Source organism: Streptomyces tendae (genome assembly GCF_008632955.1).
Lineage (GTDB): Bacteria > Actinomycetota > Actinomycetes > Streptomycetales > Streptomycetaceae > Streptomyces.
Window position 1 is genome coordinate 6,606,990 of the sequence record NZ_CP043959.1, and the last position, 14,635, is coordinate 6,621,624.

Here is a 14,635-nt window from a genome sequence, read left to right on the forward strand (position 1 = left end):
GCGGGCGTCGTGGGCCTCAGGTGGGGGCGCCGGCCGGCCATGTCGCCGACACGTTCCGGGTGTTGAGGGTCTCGGGGTGGCCAGGGAGCCGCAGAAGGGACTCAGGTGACGCCGGGCCGCGGGGTTGTCCGAACGCCGGGGCCGCCGCTCAGGCGCGGTACTGGCGGGCGCGGAGGTGGCGGATGCCGAGGGCGGTGAGGGCGGCGAGGGTGAGGAGGCCGGTGGCCAGGTTCACCACGAGGGGGGCCTGGGCGACGGACGCGACGAGGTTCGCGATGCCGCTGACGGCCACGACGGCCCAGAGGGCCGTGTGGGTGGCGGAGGTGTCGGTCGCCTTGGGCTGGAAGGTCGTCATGTCGGCTGCTCCTGGGTCGGGTTCGCGGATCCGTTCCGCGTTCTCCACGCTAGGGAGCGGGGGGTTCGGCGTCGCGCAGGGAAGCACCCCTGTTCGCGGTACAGCAGGCTGTACCTGACGCGCGTGAACGCCCGGTCGCCCTGAGCACCACCCGCCGACGCACACGGGCGCGCCCCCTGCTCACGGACACCGTGGACAGGGGGCACGCACGCGGTAGGGGCTCGGCCCTCCGTGCTCGGCGGGCCGGGCGCTCAGCCCCGCGCCAGCAGCTGCAGGGTGTCGATCACCCGGTTCGAGAAGCCCCACTCGTTGTCGTACCAGGCGACCACCTTGACGTGGCGGCCGTCGACGCGGGTGAGGGCCGAGTCGAAGATGGACGAGGCGGGGTTGCCGGTGATGTCCGACGACACCAGCGGGTCCTCCGAGTACTCCAGGACGCCGGCCAGCGGGCCCTCCGCGGCGGTGCGGTACGCGGCCAGCACCTCGTCGCGGGTGACGTCACGGGAGACCGTCGTGTTGAGCTCGACGATCGACCCCACCGGCACCGGTACGCGGATCGAGTCGCCCGACAGCTTGCCGTCGAGGTTCGGCAGCACCAGGCCGATCGCCTTCGCGGCACCGGTCGTGGTGGGCACGATGTTCACGCCTGCGGCACGGGCGCGGCGCGGGTCGCGGTGCGGGCCGTCCTGGAGGTTCTGCTCCTGCGTGTAGGCGTGCACGGTCGTCATGAACCCGTGCTCGATGCCGGCGAGGTCGTCGAGGACCGCGGCCAGCGGCGCGAGCGCGTTGGTGGTGCAGGAGGCGTTCGAGACGATCGTGTGCACGTCCGGGTCGTACGCGTCGGTGTTCACGCCGTACGCGAGCGTGACGTCGGCGCCGTCCGAGGGCGCGCTGACCAGGACCTTCCGCGCGCCGGCGTCGAGGTGGGCGCGGGCGGCCTTGGCCGAGGTGAAGCGGCCGGTGGCCTCCAGGACGAGGTCGACGTCCAGGGCGGCCCACGGCAGCTGCGCAGGCTCGCGCTCGGCCAGCACCTTGATCCGGTGGCCGTCGACGACGAGGGTGTCGCCGTCCACGGTCACCGGGCGCCCGAGGCGGCCGGCGGTGCTGTCGAAGGCGAGCAGCCGGGCGAGGGCGGCCGGCTCCGTCAGGTCGTTGACGGCGACGACCTCCAGGCCGCTGTCGCGCTCCAGCAGTGCGCGCAGCACATTGCGTCCGATGCGGCCGAATCCGTTGATGGCGATGCGAGTCATGAGTGGTGTCCCTTCCTCTCACCACCCAGGCTCGCGCGCCGCCGACGCCGGTGACAGTGGCGCGATCGCCATGGTTCACAAGTATCCCGCCAGCCCCGACGAGGGCCCCGCTACTCCCCCCGCGTGAACGTGCGCCGGTATTCGCTCGGCGTGGTGCCGAGGATGCGCTGGAAGTGCAGCCGCAGATTGGCGCCGGTGCCCAGTCCGGTGTCGGCGGCGATCTGCTCGACGCTGCGCTGCGAGCGCTCCAGCAGTTCGCGGGCCAGGTCGACGCGGGCGCGCATCACCCACTGCATCGGCGTGTAGCCGGTCTCCTCGACGAACCGCCGGGAGAAGGTGCGCGGCGAGACGCCCGCCTGCCGGGCCAGCACGTCCAGGGTGAGCGGGTCATCGAGCCGGTGCAGTGCCCACTCCCGGGTGGCGGCGAACCGCTCGCCCAGCGGCTCGGGCACGCTGCGCGGCACGTACTGGGCCTGGCCGCCGCTGCGGTACGGCGCCGCCACCAGCCGCCGGGCCGCGTGGTTGGAGGCGGCCACGCCGAGGTCGCCGCGCAGGATGTGCAGGCACAGGTCGATGCCGGAGGCGGCGCCCGCCGAGGTGAGCACGCTGCCCTCGTCGACGAACAGCACGTTCTCGTCGACCCGGACGCGTGGGTGCCGGGCCTTGAGGGCCCGGGTGTAGTGCCAGTGCGTGGTGGCGCGCCGCCCGTCGAGCAGGCCGGTGGCGGCGAGCGCGAAGGCGCCGGTGGAGATGGCGGCGAGCCGCGCGCCCCGCTCGTGGGCGGCGATCAGCGCGTCGACGACGGCGGGCGGCGGGTCCTCCCGGTCCGGGAACCGGTACCCGGGCACGAAGACGATGTCGGCCCATTCCAGCGCGCCCAGGCCGTGGGAGACGGCGTACGCGAGGCCGTCGCCGCCGGCCACCAGGCCGGGCGCCGCCCCGCACACCCGTACCTCGTACGGCATGCTCGCGCGGGTCGTGAAGACCTGCGCGGGGATCCCCACGTCGAGCGGCTTCGCGCCCTCCAGCACCAGGACGGCGACGCGATGCAGACGGGGTGCGGGCACGGAAAAAGCCTACGCGGACGGCCCGGACCCCGGCGCACGCGCGCACCTCCGCGTCCGCACGCGCGCACGGACGCCTCCGGGTGAGGGCCTCCGCGCACGGACGCCGCGGGCGGCGGTCCTCACGGATGCATCCGTGCCCCCTTCAGCGTCTTGTCCACCGCGTTGCGCGGGCCGTGGACGGCCAGGCCGACCAGGTCCAGGGCGGTGGTGCCGACCGCGCGGACCGCCGCGCGGTTGGCCTCGTCGTGGCCGGTGGCGAAGAGGTCGGAGGTGAAGACCGCGCGGGGCAGGGCCCGCGCGAGGGCGCGCTCGTGGGCCGCCTTCAGGACCTCCTTGGTGCCCTGGAAGACCAGCACCGGCTGACGGAACATCGGCAGGTAGCCGACGCCGTCCGCGTCCTCGTAGGGCTCACCGATCAGCTCGGGGATCCGGGTGCCCAGGCCGCTGACCAGGAAGGCGGTCACGTTGAGGCGCTGCCAGGGCTCCAGATCCTCGCGCAGCAGGACGGCGATCTTCGTGTCGAATCGGGTGCTCGTGCTCATGCCGTGAGACTGCCGCCCGGGGCCGTCCGCCGTCTTGTACGTTGTTTGCATGCCCTCCCAGGCTGCGCGTTCCCAGGCGGCGCACCCCCCGGCAGCTCCCGCCCCGGCGCCCCAGGCGACGGTCTCCGCCTGGCGGCCCCGCGTCCCCGGTGTCGTCGAGGTGTTCCACGCCCGGTTCACCGAGTACGCCTATCCGATGCACGTCCACGACGCCTGGACGCTGCTCATCGTCGACGACGGCGCCGTACGGTACGACCTCGACCGGCACGAGCACGGCACCCCGCACGACACCGTGTCCCTGCTGCCGCCCCACGTGCCGCACAACGGCGCTCCCGCCACGGCCGACGGGTTCCGCAAGCGGGTGCTGTACCTGGACTCCAGCCGTCTCGGCGACGACCTCATCGGGGCCGCCGTGGACCGGCCCGACCTGCGCGATCCGCTGCTGCGCCGGCGGGTGGGGCAGGTGCACGCCGCGCTGGTCCGGCCCGGGGACGAGCTGGAGGCGGAAAGCCGGCTGACGCTGGTCGGGGAGCGGCTGCGGGAGCATCTGCGGTCGCGGGAGGGCGCCGCGCCCCGCCGCCCGGATCCCGTACTCGCGCGGCGGTTGCGGGAGTTGCTCGACGAGCGGGTGGCCGAGGGGCTCACGCTGGTGGAGGCGGGCGCCGTGCTGTCGGCCCACCCGGCCCATCTGGTACGGGCGTTCAGCGGCGCGTACGGCATCGCACCCCACCAGTACCTGATGTCCCGGCGGGTCGGACGGGCCCGGCGCCTGCTGCTGGACGGACGGTCACCGGGCGCCGTGGCGGCGGACACCGGGTTCTACGACCAGGCCCATCTCACGCGGCACTTCCGCCGGCTGGTGGGGGTCACTCCGGGTCGTTACCGGACGACGGGCGCTGCAGCAGGTGGGTGAAGGCGTCGAGGTTGCGGGTGGACTCGCCGCGTGACACCCGCCACTCGTACTCCTTGCGGATGGCGGAGGCGAAGCCCAGTTCCAGCAGGGTGTTGAAGCTGCCGTCGGCGGCCTCGAGCACCTGGCCGAGCAGCTGGTCGACCCCCTCCGGGGTGACCGCGGGCAGCGGCAGCCGGCCGCTGACGTAGATGTCGCCGAGCGGGTCGACGGCGTAACTCACGCCGAAGAGCTTGAGGTTGCGCTCCAGGAGCCAGCGGTGGACGCCGGACTCGTTCTCGTCGGGGTGGCGGATGACGAAGGCGTTGAGGGACAGCGTGTGCCGGCCGACGATCAGGGAGACCGTCGTTGACAGTTTGCGGGTGCCGGGAAGTTTCACCACGTAGGTGCCGGAGGCGGGGCTCTCCCACTCCAGCTCGGCGTCCTTCAGCACGCCCTCGATGACCTGCGCCGCCCGCTGCTCTGCTTCCGCCGCCTTGTCAGCCATGGTGGGAGCGTACGTGACGGCGGTGGGCCTGGGTCGCGGCCGTGTAGACGTCGGCCGTGGCGGCGGCCGCCGCGTCCCAGCCGAAGGACTGGGCGTGCCGGGCGGCGGCCTCGCCCATCCGGGCGGCGAGCTCCGGCCGGTCGGCGAAGTCCTCCAGCACGCGCGCGTACGCGGCCGGGTCGTGGCCCCGGACGAGGAAGCCGGTGTCTCCGTCCCGCACGGCGACCGGGAGGCCGCCCACCGCGGCGGCGAGCACCGGGGTGCCGGACGCCTGGGCCTCTATGGCGACCAGGCCGAACGACTCGCTGTACGACGGCATGACCAGCACGGACGCCGCCCGGAACCAGTCCGCGAGCTGGTCCTGTCCGACCGGCGGGTGGAAGTGGACCACGTCGGCGACGCCGAGCCGCGCGGCGAGCTTCTGCAGCCCCTCCGGCTTCGCGAGGCCGCTGCCGCTGGGACCGCCGACCACGGGCACGCAGAGGCGGGAGCGCAGCTCGGGCCGCTCGGCGAGCAGCACGGCCACCGCGCGCAGCAGCACGTCGGGGGCCTTGAGGGGCTGGATACGGCCGGCGAAGAGCGGGATCAGCGCGTCCGGGGGCAGGCCGAGGCGGGCGCGCGCGGCGGCGCGGCCGTCGGCGGGGCGGAAGCGGCCGAGGTTCACGCCGGGGTGGACGACGGCGACCTTGCCGGGGTCGGCTGCGTAGTGCCGGACGAGTTCGTCGGCCTCCTCGGCCGTGTTGGCGATCAGCCGGTCGGCGGCGGCGACGATCTGGGTCTCGCCGATGACGCGGGCGGCGGGCTCGGGGGTGTCGCCGTCGGCGAGGTTGGCGTTCTTGACCTTGGCCATGGTGTGCATGGCGTGCACCAGGGGGACGCCCCAGCGCTGGGCGGCCAGCCAGCCGACGTGGCCGGAGAGCCAGTAGTGCGAGTGGACCAGGTCGTAGTGGCCTGGGCGGTTTCCGGCCCACGCCTGCATCACGCCGTGGGTGAAGGCGCACAGCTGGGCGGGCAGGTCCTCCTTGGCGAGGCCCTCGTAGGGGCCGGCGTCGACGTGCCGGACGAGGACGCCGGGGGCGAGGTCGACGACCGGCGGCAGGGCGGCCGTGGTCGCCCGGGTGAAGATCTCCACCTCGATGTTGATCGCGGCCAGGCGCTGGGCGAGCTCCACGATGTAGACGTTCATGCCGCCGGCGTCGCCGGTGCCCGGCTGGTGCAGCGGCGAGGTGTGCACGGAGAGCATCGCCACGCGGCGTGGCCTGCGGTGCAGCCGCAGCCGCGGCGGGGCGGCGGGGGAGCGCCGCCCGAGCCTCGCGATGTACTGGCTCACGTGGCGTTCCTCCTCGCTGCGTGCACGGCTCAGAGAGGGCGTAGTTCCCTCGGCGACGTCAACATCGGAACGTTGCGTTCCCATTTCCGCGTGGCGCCGTCGATGGCTGTCTTTACCGAATCATTGCCTTGAGTAGCTCAACCGTTCGACTGCGCGATGCGTGGCCGTGCGGCGCACGCGCCGCGAACCGGGTGCGGGTACCCCCGTACCCTCGTCCTCATGACACCGCGCCCCGCCTCCGCCCCCGTGGGCACGGTGACGCGCGGCACGACCAACCCGAACCGGCTGCGCCGCATGGACCGCTGGATCGCCGCCGCGCACGGCGCCGAACTGCGCCGGGCGGCCGACCCGCTCGCCGTCGACCTCGGCTACGGCGCCGCACCCTGGACCGCTCTGGAGCTGCTGCACCGGCTGCGTTCGGTGGCGCCCCGCACCCGGGTGGCGGGCGTCGAGATCGACCCGGCCAGGGTCGCCTCCGCACGGCCGTACGAGCGCGAGGGGCTGGTGTTCCTGCGCGGGGGCTTCGAGATCCCCGTGCCGGGCAGCCCGCTGCTGGTTCGCGCCGCGAACGTGCTGCGCCAGTACGACGAGGCGGAGGTCGCCGCCGTCTGGCGGCGGCTGTGCGCGCGGCTGGCCCCGGCCGACCCGGCGACCGGCTCGCGCGGGGGGCTGCTGGTCGAGGGGACCTGTGACGAGATCGGACGCCGGCACGTGTGGGTCGCGCTCGGCCCGGAGGGGCCGCGCACGGTCACCTTCGCGACTCGGCTGGGCTCCCTGGACCGCCCCTCGGACCTGGCGGAGCGTCTGCCCAAGGCGCTCATCCACCGCAACGTCCCCGGCGAGCCCGTGCACGCCTTCCTGCGCGACTTCGACCGCGCCTGGGCGGCCGCCGCGCCCTACGCCGCCTACGGCGCGCGGCAGCGCTGGATCCGGACCGTGCGGGACCTCACGGCCGGCTGGCCGGTGACGGACGGGCCGGCGCGGTGGCGTCAGGGCGAAGTCACCGTGCGCTGGGAGGCGTTGGCGCCCAGGGACTGGTGACGGCCCTCGCACGGGGCACCCGGCAGCCCGCCCCGCACCCCCTCCGACCGGGAACGATCTCGCGCGACCGTACGTCACACGGGCGGGATGACCGTCGCACGGGGACCACCGTGACGGAAGGGGTGTTGTCCACACCCTCTGTCGTTTCGCGCTCCGACATGGCAGCATCCACCCGGCAGCGAAAAGTTACTGACGATTAACCAGGCGGGGGTGGCACGCATGGGGGCGGGCAAACGCGGGGTGCTGACGGCGGCCGTGACCGTGGTCTGCGCGGTGACCGTACTGGCCGCGCCCGGTACGGCGTTCGCGGCTCCCACTCCCCCACAGGACCCGGGCGCGACCGCGAGCGTCACCGTGGTCACCAGCGACAAGGAACTCGAGGCGGTCCGCAAGAAGCTCGAGAAGCTGTACCGCGCGGCCGCCAAGGCCACCGACGAGTACAACGCCGCCGAGGAGAAGGCCAAGCTGCAGACCGCCCAGGTCGTCCGGCTGGCGAAGAGAATCGTCGAGGGCCGGGAGAAGCTGGCCGACCTCAAGGACCGCGCGGGCGCCGCGGCCGCCGCCCAGTACCGGGGCGGCGGGCTGCCTCCCGAGGCGCACCTGGTGCTGAGCGACGACCCGCAGGACTTCCTCGACGGCGCGGGACGGGTCCGCCAGGGCGAGCACGCCACCAAGGGGCTCATCGGGGAAATGACCCGTACCCAGCAGGACTTGGAGCAGTACGCCGAGGACGCCCGGGTGCAGATGCGGAAGCTGGAGGCGGGCCGCAAGGTCAAGGCCGCGGCGCAGCAGCGCATCGAGAAGCAGATCGAGGCGGCCGAGAAGCTGGAGGCCGAGCTCGAGCAGGAGGAGAAGGAGCGACTGGCCCGGCTGGAGCTGCAGGCCGCCGCCCGGGCCCAGGCCGGCTGGCTGAGCTCCGGCGTCCTCGGTGACATCACGGCCAAGGCGACCGAGCAGGGCCGCAAGGCCGTGGCGTACGCCACCGCGCAGATCGGCAAGCCGTACCAGTGGGGCGCGGAGGGTCCGAACACCTTCGACTGCTCCGGACTCACCTCTCAGGCCTGGCTGTCGGCGGGCAGGGCCATCCCGCGCACGTCGCAGCAGCAGTGGCAGCAGCTGACGCGCGTCGACATCAAGGACATGCGGCCCGGCGACCTCATCATCTACTGGGACGACGCGAGCCATGTCGGCATGTACGTGGGCGACGGGACGATGGTGCACGCGCCCCGTCCGGGGCGGACGGTGACGCTCGCCGGGGCAGGTTCGATGCCGATCCTGGGCGTCGTACGGCCCGATCCGGCCACGGACCGAGACAAGGGGCCGCGGGTTCCGACGGCCCCGTGACACCGGCCACGTGACCCATCGCACGTGGATCATGCGGCCGTACCCCCGCAGACGTGACGTTCGTCATCCTCGCGGCGTCTTCGGCCTGTCCAACTGCGGTAGCAAACGCGGCATATGACAGCGGCCGTTGGCGGGGCGGCGTGGTTCACACCATTCCGCTGCGGCGCGGTCACCCGCTATGGTCCCCGTTCGAAGGGGCATCCCCTGCCCGTGCACGAACGTGAACGCGGGGAACAGGGCCGAGATCCGTCGCCCCCGCCATGCCCTCGGGGGGAGGGAAGGAACCCGGAACCATGCCCGCACCCGTACCGCGGCAGAGAGCGATCCCGGCCGCGGAAAGTGGTCAGGCGCAGGCCGCCGCACAGAACGAGTCCGCACTGGAGTTGCAAGAGAACCGGACGGCGGCCCCCCGTGCGGCCACCCCGTCCGACGACGCCCCGGCCCGGACCGGCGCCACGCCGGACAAGGCCGAGACGACCAGCCACACCAACCTGACGCTGCTGCTCATCGAGAACGACCCGGGCGGCTCGCCGATCGTGCCGGACCTGGTCGACCAGTCCGGCCGGCCGATGCGCGTCCGCACCGCCCGCAACCTCACCGAGGCCGAGCGGCTGCTGACCGACGACGTCCACTGCATCCTGCTGGACCTGGCGCTGCCCGCGCCGGGCCGCGGCGCCGACGACGACGAGCTCGCCGTGCTCCGGCACGTCCTGGAGCTCGCGCCCCGGCACGCCGTCCTCGCCCTCACCGGCGCGGACGACACCGAGCGCGGCGCGGAGGCGGTGCGCGTCGGTGCGCAGGACTACCTGGTCCGCGACGAGCTGGACAGCCGGCTGCTGAGCCGCGCCATCCGCTACGCGGTGGAGCGCAAGCGGTCCGACTCCGCCGAGCGGCGGCTCGCCGAGGGCCGGCTGCGCGCCCAGGAGAACCGCCGGCTGGAGCGCGGCCTGCTGCCCACGCCGCTGCTGGACGGCTCGCCGTTGCGCTTCGCCGCCCGCTACCGCCCCGGCCGCTCGCGCGCCCTGCTCGGCGGCGACTTCTACGACGTGGTCCGCACGCCCGACGGCACGGTGCACGCCATGATCGGCGACGTCTGCGGGCACGGCCCGGACGAGGCCGCCCTCGGCGTGGAGCTGCGCATCGCCTGGCGGGCGCTGACCCTGGCCGGCCTGTGCGGGGACCAGCTGCTGAGCACGCTGCAGCAGGTGCTGGAGCACGAACGCCCGGACGACGAGATCTTCGCGACGCTGTGCACGGTGGACATCGCGCCGGACGGCCGCCGGGCGGGCCTGTGCCTGGCCGGGCACCCGTCCCCGCTGCTGGCCGGGCCGGGCACGCCCGCGCGGCTGCTGCCCTACGACAACAACGGCCCGGCGCTCGGGCTGCTGCCGAACGCCCGCTGGCCGCGGATGCAGGTGGAGCTGGGCGCCGAATGGAGCCTGATGCTCTACACCGACGGCCTGATCGAGGGCCGCGTCGGCGACACGGGCGAGCGGCTGGGGCAGGACGGCATGGTGGAGATGATCCGCCGACGGCTGGCCGAGGGCCTGAGCGGCGAGGAGCTGCTGCGCACCGCCGTGAACGAGGTGCGGGACCTCAACGGCGGGGAACTGACGGACGACGTGGCGGTGCTGCTGCTCGACCGGACGCGCTGAGCGCCCCTCCGGCCCCGGTCAGCGGCCGCCGTTGTACGGGCCGTAGGGGCCGTCACTGCTGGAGCCCCGGCGGGAGCGTCCGCCGCCGGGCAGGCCGCGCAGCGCCGGGCGCACGTCGACCATGTACACGATCGTCGCGATCAGGCCGATGATCGGCAGGAACGACAGGATGTTGAAGATCAGGTTCACCACGAAGGCGATGCCCAGGATGATCAGCCAGAACGGCTTGGTCTTCTTGTCCGCCGCGCGGTAGGCGTCCTCACGGCGGATGGCGGCGTCGATCAGCGCGAAGCCGCTGAACACGATCAGAGCCATGCTCAACAGCCACATGAAATTGGCGAAGCCCTGCATCAGCACTACGTCCACCACCCGTACTCGGCTCGTCCACCACGCCGTCGTCACGCACCGCGCCGGTACGCGCTGCGCCGCCTTCCGTCGTCACCGTACCCGCATCCGCCGGTCGGCTACCCGGAGAAACGGACCGGGCACCGCGTAAGTGCCCGGCCCGTGCGGCTTCGTCCCGCTCACGTCGTCCGCGTGCGGCTCACTTCGCGGGCGGGGTCGTCTTCTTCGTCGTGGGCTTGCGGGCCGCCGGAGCCTTCTTGGCGGCGGCGGGCTTCCCGGGCTCCGGGGCCGCGGACACGTCCTTCTTGGCCTCCGCCGGGGCGGGAGCGGTCGCGGGCTTGGCCGGGGCCGGAGCCGGACGGGTCGCGGGCTTGGGCTCGACCGGCGGCTCGACGGCCACGGCGATGTCCTCGATGCCCTCGGCGGCCTCACCGCGCCAGGTCTTCACGGCCTGCTCGCCCTGCTCGGCGAGCTTCTCGTAGGCCTCGCGGGCCTTGACCGCGTACTCGGCCGCGACGCCCACGCTGCGCAGCGCGAGGTCCTGGGCGTTCTCGCCGAGCTTCTTCAGGTCGGTGTCCAGCGAGCCGAACAGCTCGTTGGCCTTGGTCTGCAGGGTCTCCTGCGTCTCGCGGACCCGGACGGTCACCCGCTCCTGGACGGCCTTGGGGTCGGTGTTGCGCACGGCCTCGATGCGGGCCGGGGCCTCGGTGCGCAGCTGCTCCACCAGAGCCGGCACCTTCCTGGCCTGCTGCAGCGCCAGGTCGGCGGTGCCGGCGGCGAAGTAGAGCGGCTTCGGGTCGCTGAAGGTCTTGCGCAGGTCGTCGGTGATGGCCATGGTGATGGTCCTCCCGGATGTCGTTTCGGCTGAGGGTCTGTGTGGTCCGCGGTGGGTGGCCGGTGCCCTGGTCCGGCTCAGCCGGCCGTCCGCCGCGGGTCGCTGTCGTCGCCGACGGCTGCCTCGCCGCCGCGGCGTCCGGCGGCTTCGCCGCCCTTGCTGGTGGAGGCCTCCGTACCCGGCTCGGGCCCGGCGGCAACCGCCTCCCCGTCCTCTTCGGTGCCCCCGAATCCGTTCTCCTTGCGGAAGGACTCGTAGATCTGCAGGAGCACCTGCTTCTGGCGCTCGTTGAGCGTGGGGTCGGCGAGGATGACGGCACGCGTCTCGACCTCGTCCCGGTCGCGCTCGGCGTCGAGGATGCCGGCGCGCACGTACAGGGTCTCGGCGGAGATGCGCAGCGCCTTGGCGACCTGCTGGAGCACCTCCGCGCTGGGCTTGCGCAGCCCGCGCTCGATCTGGCTCAGGTACGGATTGGACACCCCGGCGGCGTCGGCGAGCTGCCGCAGCGACAGCTGCGCGGTGCGCCGCTGCTCGCGCAGATACTCACCGAGACCGCCGACGTTCAGGGATGCCATGCCTCCCACCATGACGCACCCCGCTAACAATTGCAAGCACCCTGCTTGCAAGAGTGCGCTACCGCCGGTGCAGGGCGGGCCTGGGCGCACGCGCCGGCGTCCAAAGGGATCGCCCCTCATGGCGGCCGTGTTCCTGACCGGCCACGACGAGCACGCCCGCGGGCGCGGCGGGGCCGGCCTCACCGGCAGACACGAGTGGCTCGCCGCCCGTGGCGGGGCGTGTGCGATCACGCCTGGCCGCCCGTGGTCCTGCACCGCGCCCTGCCCGGCGGCCAGGAGAGCGTCCTGGACGTGCGCCGGCGGTTCCGGCGGGGCCCGTTCGTCCGGGAGGATGCGGCATGCGACCGGACGACTGGCACCTCACCGACGACGTCGAGGACTTCCTCGCCCGGGCCGGAGGCTTCCTGCGCTCGCGGCCCGCCCTCCACAACACCGCGCTGACGGACATCGAGAAGCTGCGCGCTCCCGGCACCGGGGCCTCGCTCCTCGGCCGGCTGGAGACGGACGGCGAGGTCCGCGCGGTCTTCTACCTCACCCCGCGCGGACGTCTGGGTCTCACCCCGCTCTCCGCCGAACGGACCGACGTGCTCGCCGCCCGCCTGGCCGGCCTCGGTCACTCCCCCGCCCAGGTCGTCGCGGACCACGACACCGCCGGTGCCTTCGCCGCGTCGTGGCAGTGGCACGGCGGCGCCGCACCGACGCCGTTCTGGCGGACGCACCTCTACCGTCTCGGCACGCTCACCCCGCCGCGGCCGTCCCCGCAGGGGCGCGGTCGCCGCGCGGGAGCGGGCGACCATGAGCACGTGGTGCGCTGGTGCCGCGAGTTCTGCGTGGAGGTCGGTGAACGGCCGTCCATCGAGCTGATCGACGCCGGCCGGTGGGGCAGCTCGCGCTTCGGCGACCGGCACTTCACGTTCTGGGAGACCCCGGGCGGCACGCCCGTCTCCCTGGCGGCCGTGACCCCGGTCGTCGGCGGGATGGTCCGGGTGGACCCCGTCTACACCCCGGCCCGCCGGCGTGGGCGCGGCTACGCGGGCGCCGTGACGGTCGAGGTGAGCCGGGCGGCGCTGAGAGCGGGCGCCACGGACGTCGTCCTGTTCGCCGACCCGGCCAACCCCACCAGCAACGCCCTCTACCGGCGCATCGGCTACGTCCACCTGGCCGACTTCGCCGGACACCGGTTCGCGTACGGCGGACCGGCCGCCGGGCGGGGTCGTACCCCCTAGGGACGGGGAAAAAGCGTTGGCCTCCGGATCGGCACGGCGTCGAGACTTCCCGGGTGACGCTCCACGAGAACGAGATCCCCGTCGACGAGGCGTTCGTCCGGTCGCTGCTGCGGGAGCAGCGGCCGGAGTGGGCCGGCCTGCCCCTGGCTCCCGCGGGCGCGGGCACGGACAACACCATGTACCGGCTGGGCGACGACCTGGTGGTGCGCCTGCCGCGGACGGCGGACGGCGCGCCGTCCCTGCGGAAGGAGCAGGAGTGGCTGCCCCGGCTGGCGCCCCACCTGCCGTGCCCCGTCCCCGAGCCCGTCCACGCCGGAGCACCGACCGACGCCTACCCGGTGCCCTGGTCGGTCCACCGCTGGATCGACGGTGAGGAGCCCGGTCCGGACACCGTCCGGGACTGGGCGGCGTTCGGCGCCGGCCTGGCGGCGGTCGTACGGGACCTGCACCGCGTCGACCTGATGGGCGCGACGCGCGCGGACGGTCTCTCCTGGTACCGGGGCGGAAGCCTCGTCCCGTGCGACGAGTGGGTCGGCACGAGCCTCGACGCCTGCCGGACCCTCGCGGGGCTGGACCTCGACATCGACACGCTGGAGCGGCTGTGGCTGGCGGCGCTCGAACTGCCCGAGCCCTCGGGGCCCCACGTATGGCTGCACGGCGACCTCAGGCCGGCCAACCTCCTGGCCCGGGACGGCGCGTTCCACGCGGTGATCGACTTCGGCGCCCTCTCGGTCGGCCACCCCGACGCCGAGCACGCCCCCGTCTGGGACCTCCCGCCCGAGGCGCGCCGGGCCTACTGGGACACCCTGTCCCTCGACGACCTCACCTGGCTCCGCGCCCGCGCCTGGGCCATCGCGGTGGGCGTCGCCGGCATCCCGTACTACTGGCACACGTTCCCGTCCTTCGCCGCCGAGTGCCGCTCCCGCCTGCGGGCGATCCTCACGGACGCGGCAACGCGCCGGCCGGACACCTCGGCGTGCCGTGCGGACGCTGTCGACCCGTTTCCGGGGGCGGTGGCCGCCGGTGACGACAGACTGACGCCATGACACTCACCGATACCGCCAAGGCCGACCTGCACCGCTATCTCCAGGAGGCCCGGGACGCGCTGTTGTGGAAGCTGGACGGGCTGACGGAGTACGACGCGCGGCGGCCGATGACACCGACCGGGACCAATCTGCTCGGGCTGGTGAAGCACGTGGCCGGTGTCGAACTCGGGTACCTCGGTGACACCTTCGGGCGGCCGTCCGGTGAACCGCTCCCCTGGCTCGCGGACGGGGCGGATCTCAACGACGACATGTGGGCCACCGCCGACGAGACACGCACCGACGTCGTCGGGCTGTACCGCCGGGCCTGGGCGCACGCGGACGCCACGATCGACGCCCTGCCGCTGGACACGACCGGCCGGGTGCCGTGGTGGCCGGACGACAGGGCCGAGCTGACCCTCCACCACGCCGTGGTCCGCGTGATCGCCGACACCCAGCGGCACGCCGGCCACGCCGACATCCTGCGTGAGCTCATGGACGGCGCGGCGGGCGAGCGGGCCGGGAGCAACAGCCTGCCGTCGTCGGACCCGGCGTGGTGGAAGGCCTACCGCGACCGTCTGGAGCAGGCCGCCCGGGACGCCGTCGGGCCCGGGGGCGGGCCCGACGGCACCCCGTGAGCGGGCCGCCAGG

The 14,635-nt window shown here is 73.9% G+C and carries 16 protein-coding genes; 7 read left to right on the forward strand and 9 right to left on the reverse strand.

Annotated features, from left to right (window positions below; all coding sequences use genetic code 11):
• Positions 1-148: 148 nt before the first annotated feature.
• The 4 genes from F3L20_RS30240 to F3L20_RS30255 all read right to left on the reverse strand — a co-directional run bounded on the left by F3L20_RS30240 (position 149) and on the right by F3L20_RS30255 (position 3,214).
• Positions 149-355 carry a hypothetical protein gene (locus F3L20_RS30240; RefSeq protein ID WP_150156984.1) on the reverse strand — a complete coding sequence of 69 codons (207 nt, stop codon included), beginning with the start codon at positions 353-355 and terminating at the stop codon, positions 149-151.
• Between the two features lie 251 nt (positions 356-606).
• Entirely contained in the window at positions 607-1,605 is a 999-nt protein-coding gene (gene gap, locus F3L20_RS30245; RefSeq protein WP_150156985.1) for a type I glyceraldehyde-3-phosphate dehydrogenase, read from the reverse strand.
• A gap of 110 nt (positions 1,606-1,715) precedes the next feature.
• A complete protein-coding gene (locus F3L20_RS30250) occupies positions 1,716-2,672 on the reverse strand; it encodes a GlxA family transcriptional regulator (protein ID WP_150156986.1) in 957 nt (318 codons plus the stop codon).
• 119 nt (positions 2,673-2,791) lie between these two features.
• The gene (locus tag F3L20_RS30255) at positions 2,792-3,214 is read right to left on the reverse strand and encodes a DUF2000 domain-containing protein (RefSeq protein ID WP_150156987.1); all 423 of its coding nucleotides are present in this window, start codon (positions 3,212-3,214) and stop codon (positions 2,792-2,794) included.
• Positions 3,215-3,263: 49 nt separating this feature from the next.
• Here F3L20_RS30255 and F3L20_RS30260 point away from each other — a divergent pair, with 49 nt between their 5' ends.
• A complete protein-coding gene (locus F3L20_RS30260) occupies positions 3,264-4,127 on the forward strand; it encodes an AraC family transcriptional regulator (RefSeq protein WP_150156988.1) in 864 nt (287 codons plus the stop codon).
• Here F3L20_RS30260 and F3L20_RS30265 read toward each other — a convergent pair.
• Both F3L20_RS30265 and mshA read right to left on the reverse strand, forming a co-directional pair.
• A complete protein-coding gene (locus F3L20_RS30265) occupies positions 4,081-4,611 on the reverse strand; it encodes a YbjN domain-containing protein (RefSeq protein WP_150156989.1) in 531 nt (176 codons plus the stop codon). The genes F3L20_RS30260 and F3L20_RS30265 overlap by 47 nt on opposite strands.
• A complete protein-coding gene (gene mshA, locus F3L20_RS30270) occupies positions 4,604-5,941 on the reverse strand; it encodes a D-inositol-3-phosphate glycosyltransferase (RefSeq protein WP_150156990.1) in 1,338 nt (445 codons plus the stop codon). The genes F3L20_RS30265 and mshA overlap by 8 nt, the downstream gene beginning before the upstream one ends.
• Positions 5,942-6,160: 219 nt before the next feature.
• Between mshA and F3L20_RS30275 the strand changes: the two genes are divergently transcribed.
• The 3 genes from F3L20_RS30275 to F3L20_RS30285 all read left to right on the forward strand — a co-directional run bounded on the left by F3L20_RS30275 (position 6,161) and on the right by F3L20_RS30285 (position 9,981).
• A complete protein-coding gene (locus F3L20_RS30275) occupies positions 6,161-6,982 on the forward strand; it encodes a class I SAM-dependent methyltransferase (RefSeq protein WP_150156991.1) in 822 nt (273 codons plus the stop codon).
• Between the two features lie 219 nt (positions 6,983-7,201).
• Positions 7,202-8,326 carry a C40 family peptidase gene (locus tag F3L20_RS30280; protein ID WP_150156992.1) on the forward strand — a complete coding sequence of 375 codons (1,125 nt, stop codon included), beginning with the start codon at positions 7,202-7,204 and terminating at the stop codon, positions 8,324-8,326.
• A 293-nt stretch (positions 8,327-8,619) separates the two neighbouring features.
• Positions 8,620-9,981: a PP2C family protein-serine/threonine phosphatase gene (locus F3L20_RS30285; RefSeq protein ID WP_150156993.1), complete on the forward strand. Its 1,362-nt coding sequence runs from the start codon at positions 8,620-8,622 to the stop codon at positions 9,979-9,981.
• Positions 9,982-9,999: 18 nt separating this feature from the next.
• Here the strand turns inward: F3L20_RS30285 and F3L20_RS30290 are convergent, their stop codons facing one another.
• From F3L20_RS30290 to F3L20_RS30300, 3 genes are all read right to left on the reverse strand, one after another.
• The gene (locus tag F3L20_RS30290; protein WP_078540800.1) at positions 10,000-10,332 is read right to left on the reverse strand and encodes a DUF2516 family protein; all 333 of its coding nucleotides are present in this window, start codon (positions 10,330-10,332) and stop codon (positions 10,000-10,002) included.
• Positions 10,333-10,525: 193 nt separating this feature from the next.
• The gene (locus F3L20_RS30295; protein WP_150156994.1) at positions 10,526-11,161 is read right to left on the reverse strand and encodes a hypothetical protein; all 636 of its coding nucleotides are present in this window, start codon (positions 11,159-11,161) and stop codon (positions 10,526-10,528) included.
• A gap of 77 nt (positions 11,162-11,238) precedes the next feature.
• Positions 11,239-11,736 (reverse strand): helix-turn-helix domain-containing protein, encoded by a 498-nt coding sequence (locus F3L20_RS30300; protein WP_150156995.1) that lies wholly within the window; start codon positions 11,734-11,736, stop codon positions 11,239-11,241.
• Between the two features lie 338 nt (positions 11,737-12,074).
• Here F3L20_RS30300 and F3L20_RS30305 point away from each other — a divergent pair, with 338 nt between their 5' ends.
• Genes F3L20_RS30305 through F3L20_RS30315 form a run of 3 tightly spaced genes read left to right on the forward strand, consistent with a single transcriptional unit; the run spans position 12,075 to position 14,622 of the window.
• Positions 12,075-12,962 (forward strand): GNAT family N-acetyltransferase, encoded by an 888-nt coding sequence (locus F3L20_RS30305; protein ID WP_150156996.1) that lies wholly within the window; start codon positions 12,075-12,077, stop codon positions 12,960-12,962.
• A 53-nt stretch (positions 12,963-13,015) separates the two neighbouring features.
• The gene (locus F3L20_RS30310) at positions 13,016-14,008 is read left to right on the forward strand and encodes an aminoglycoside phosphotransferase family protein (RefSeq protein ID WP_150156997.1); all 993 of its coding nucleotides are present in this window, start codon (positions 13,016-13,018) and stop codon (positions 14,006-14,008) included.
• Positions 14,005-14,622, forward strand: a complete 618-nt coding sequence (locus F3L20_RS30315) for a DinB family protein (RefSeq protein ID WP_150156998.1) — start codon at positions 14,005-14,007, stop codon at positions 14,620-14,622. Before F3L20_RS30310 ends, F3L20_RS30315 begins: the two co-directional genes overlap by 4 nt.
• The last annotated feature ends 13 nt before the right edge of the window (positions 14,623-14,635 follow it).

Bases quoted from the DNA above. Each gene is read 5' to 3' on its own strand.
- F3L20_RS30240 (WP_150156984.1), bottom strand. From the start codon at position 355: ATGACGACCTTCCAGCCCAAGGCGACCGACACCTCCGCCACCCACACG.
- gap (WP_150156985.1), bottom strand. From the start codon at position 1,605: ATGACTCGCATCGCCATCAACGGATTCGGCCGCATCGGACGCAATGTG.
- F3L20_RS30255 (WP_150156987.1), bottom strand. From the start codon at position 3,214: ATGAGCACGAGCACCCGATTCGACACGAAGATCGCCGTCCTGCTGCGC.
- F3L20_RS30260 (WP_150156988.1), top strand. From the start codon at position 3,264: ATGCCCTCCCAGGCTGCGCGTTCCCAGGCGGCGCACCCCCCGGCAGCT.
- F3L20_RS30265 (WP_150156989.1), bottom strand. From the start codon at position 4,611: ATGGCTGACAAGGCGGCGGAAGCAGAGCAGCGGGCGGCGCAGGTCATC.
- F3L20_RS30275 (WP_150156991.1), top strand. From the start codon at position 6,161: ATGACACCGCGCCCCGCCTCCGCCCCCGTGGGCACGGTGACGCGCGGC.
- F3L20_RS30280 (WP_150156992.1), top strand. From the start codon at position 7,202: ATGGGGGCGGGCAAACGCGGGGTGCTGACGGCGGCCGTGACCGTGGTC.
- F3L20_RS30285 (WP_150156993.1), top strand. From the start codon at position 8,620: ATGCCCGCACCCGTACCGCGGCAGAGAGCGATCCCGGCCGCGGAAAGT.
- F3L20_RS30290 (WP_078540800.1), bottom strand. From the start codon at position 10,332: ATGCAGGGCTTCGCCAATTTCATGTGGCTGTTGAGCATGGCTCTGATC.
- F3L20_RS30295 (WP_150156994.1), bottom strand. From the start codon at position 11,161: ATGGCCATCACCGACGACCTGCGCAAGACCTTCAGCGACCCGAAGCCG.
- F3L20_RS30300 (WP_150156995.1), bottom strand. From the start codon at position 11,736: ATGGCATCCCTGAACGTCGGCGGTCTCGGTGAGTATCTGCGCGAGCAG.
- F3L20_RS30305 (WP_150156996.1), top strand. From the start codon at position 12,075: ATGCGACCGGACGACTGGCACCTCACCGACGACGTCGAGGACTTCCTC.
- F3L20_RS30315 (WP_150156998.1), top strand. From the start codon at position 14,005: ATGACACTCACCGATACCGCCAAGGCCGACCTGCACCGCTATCTCCAG.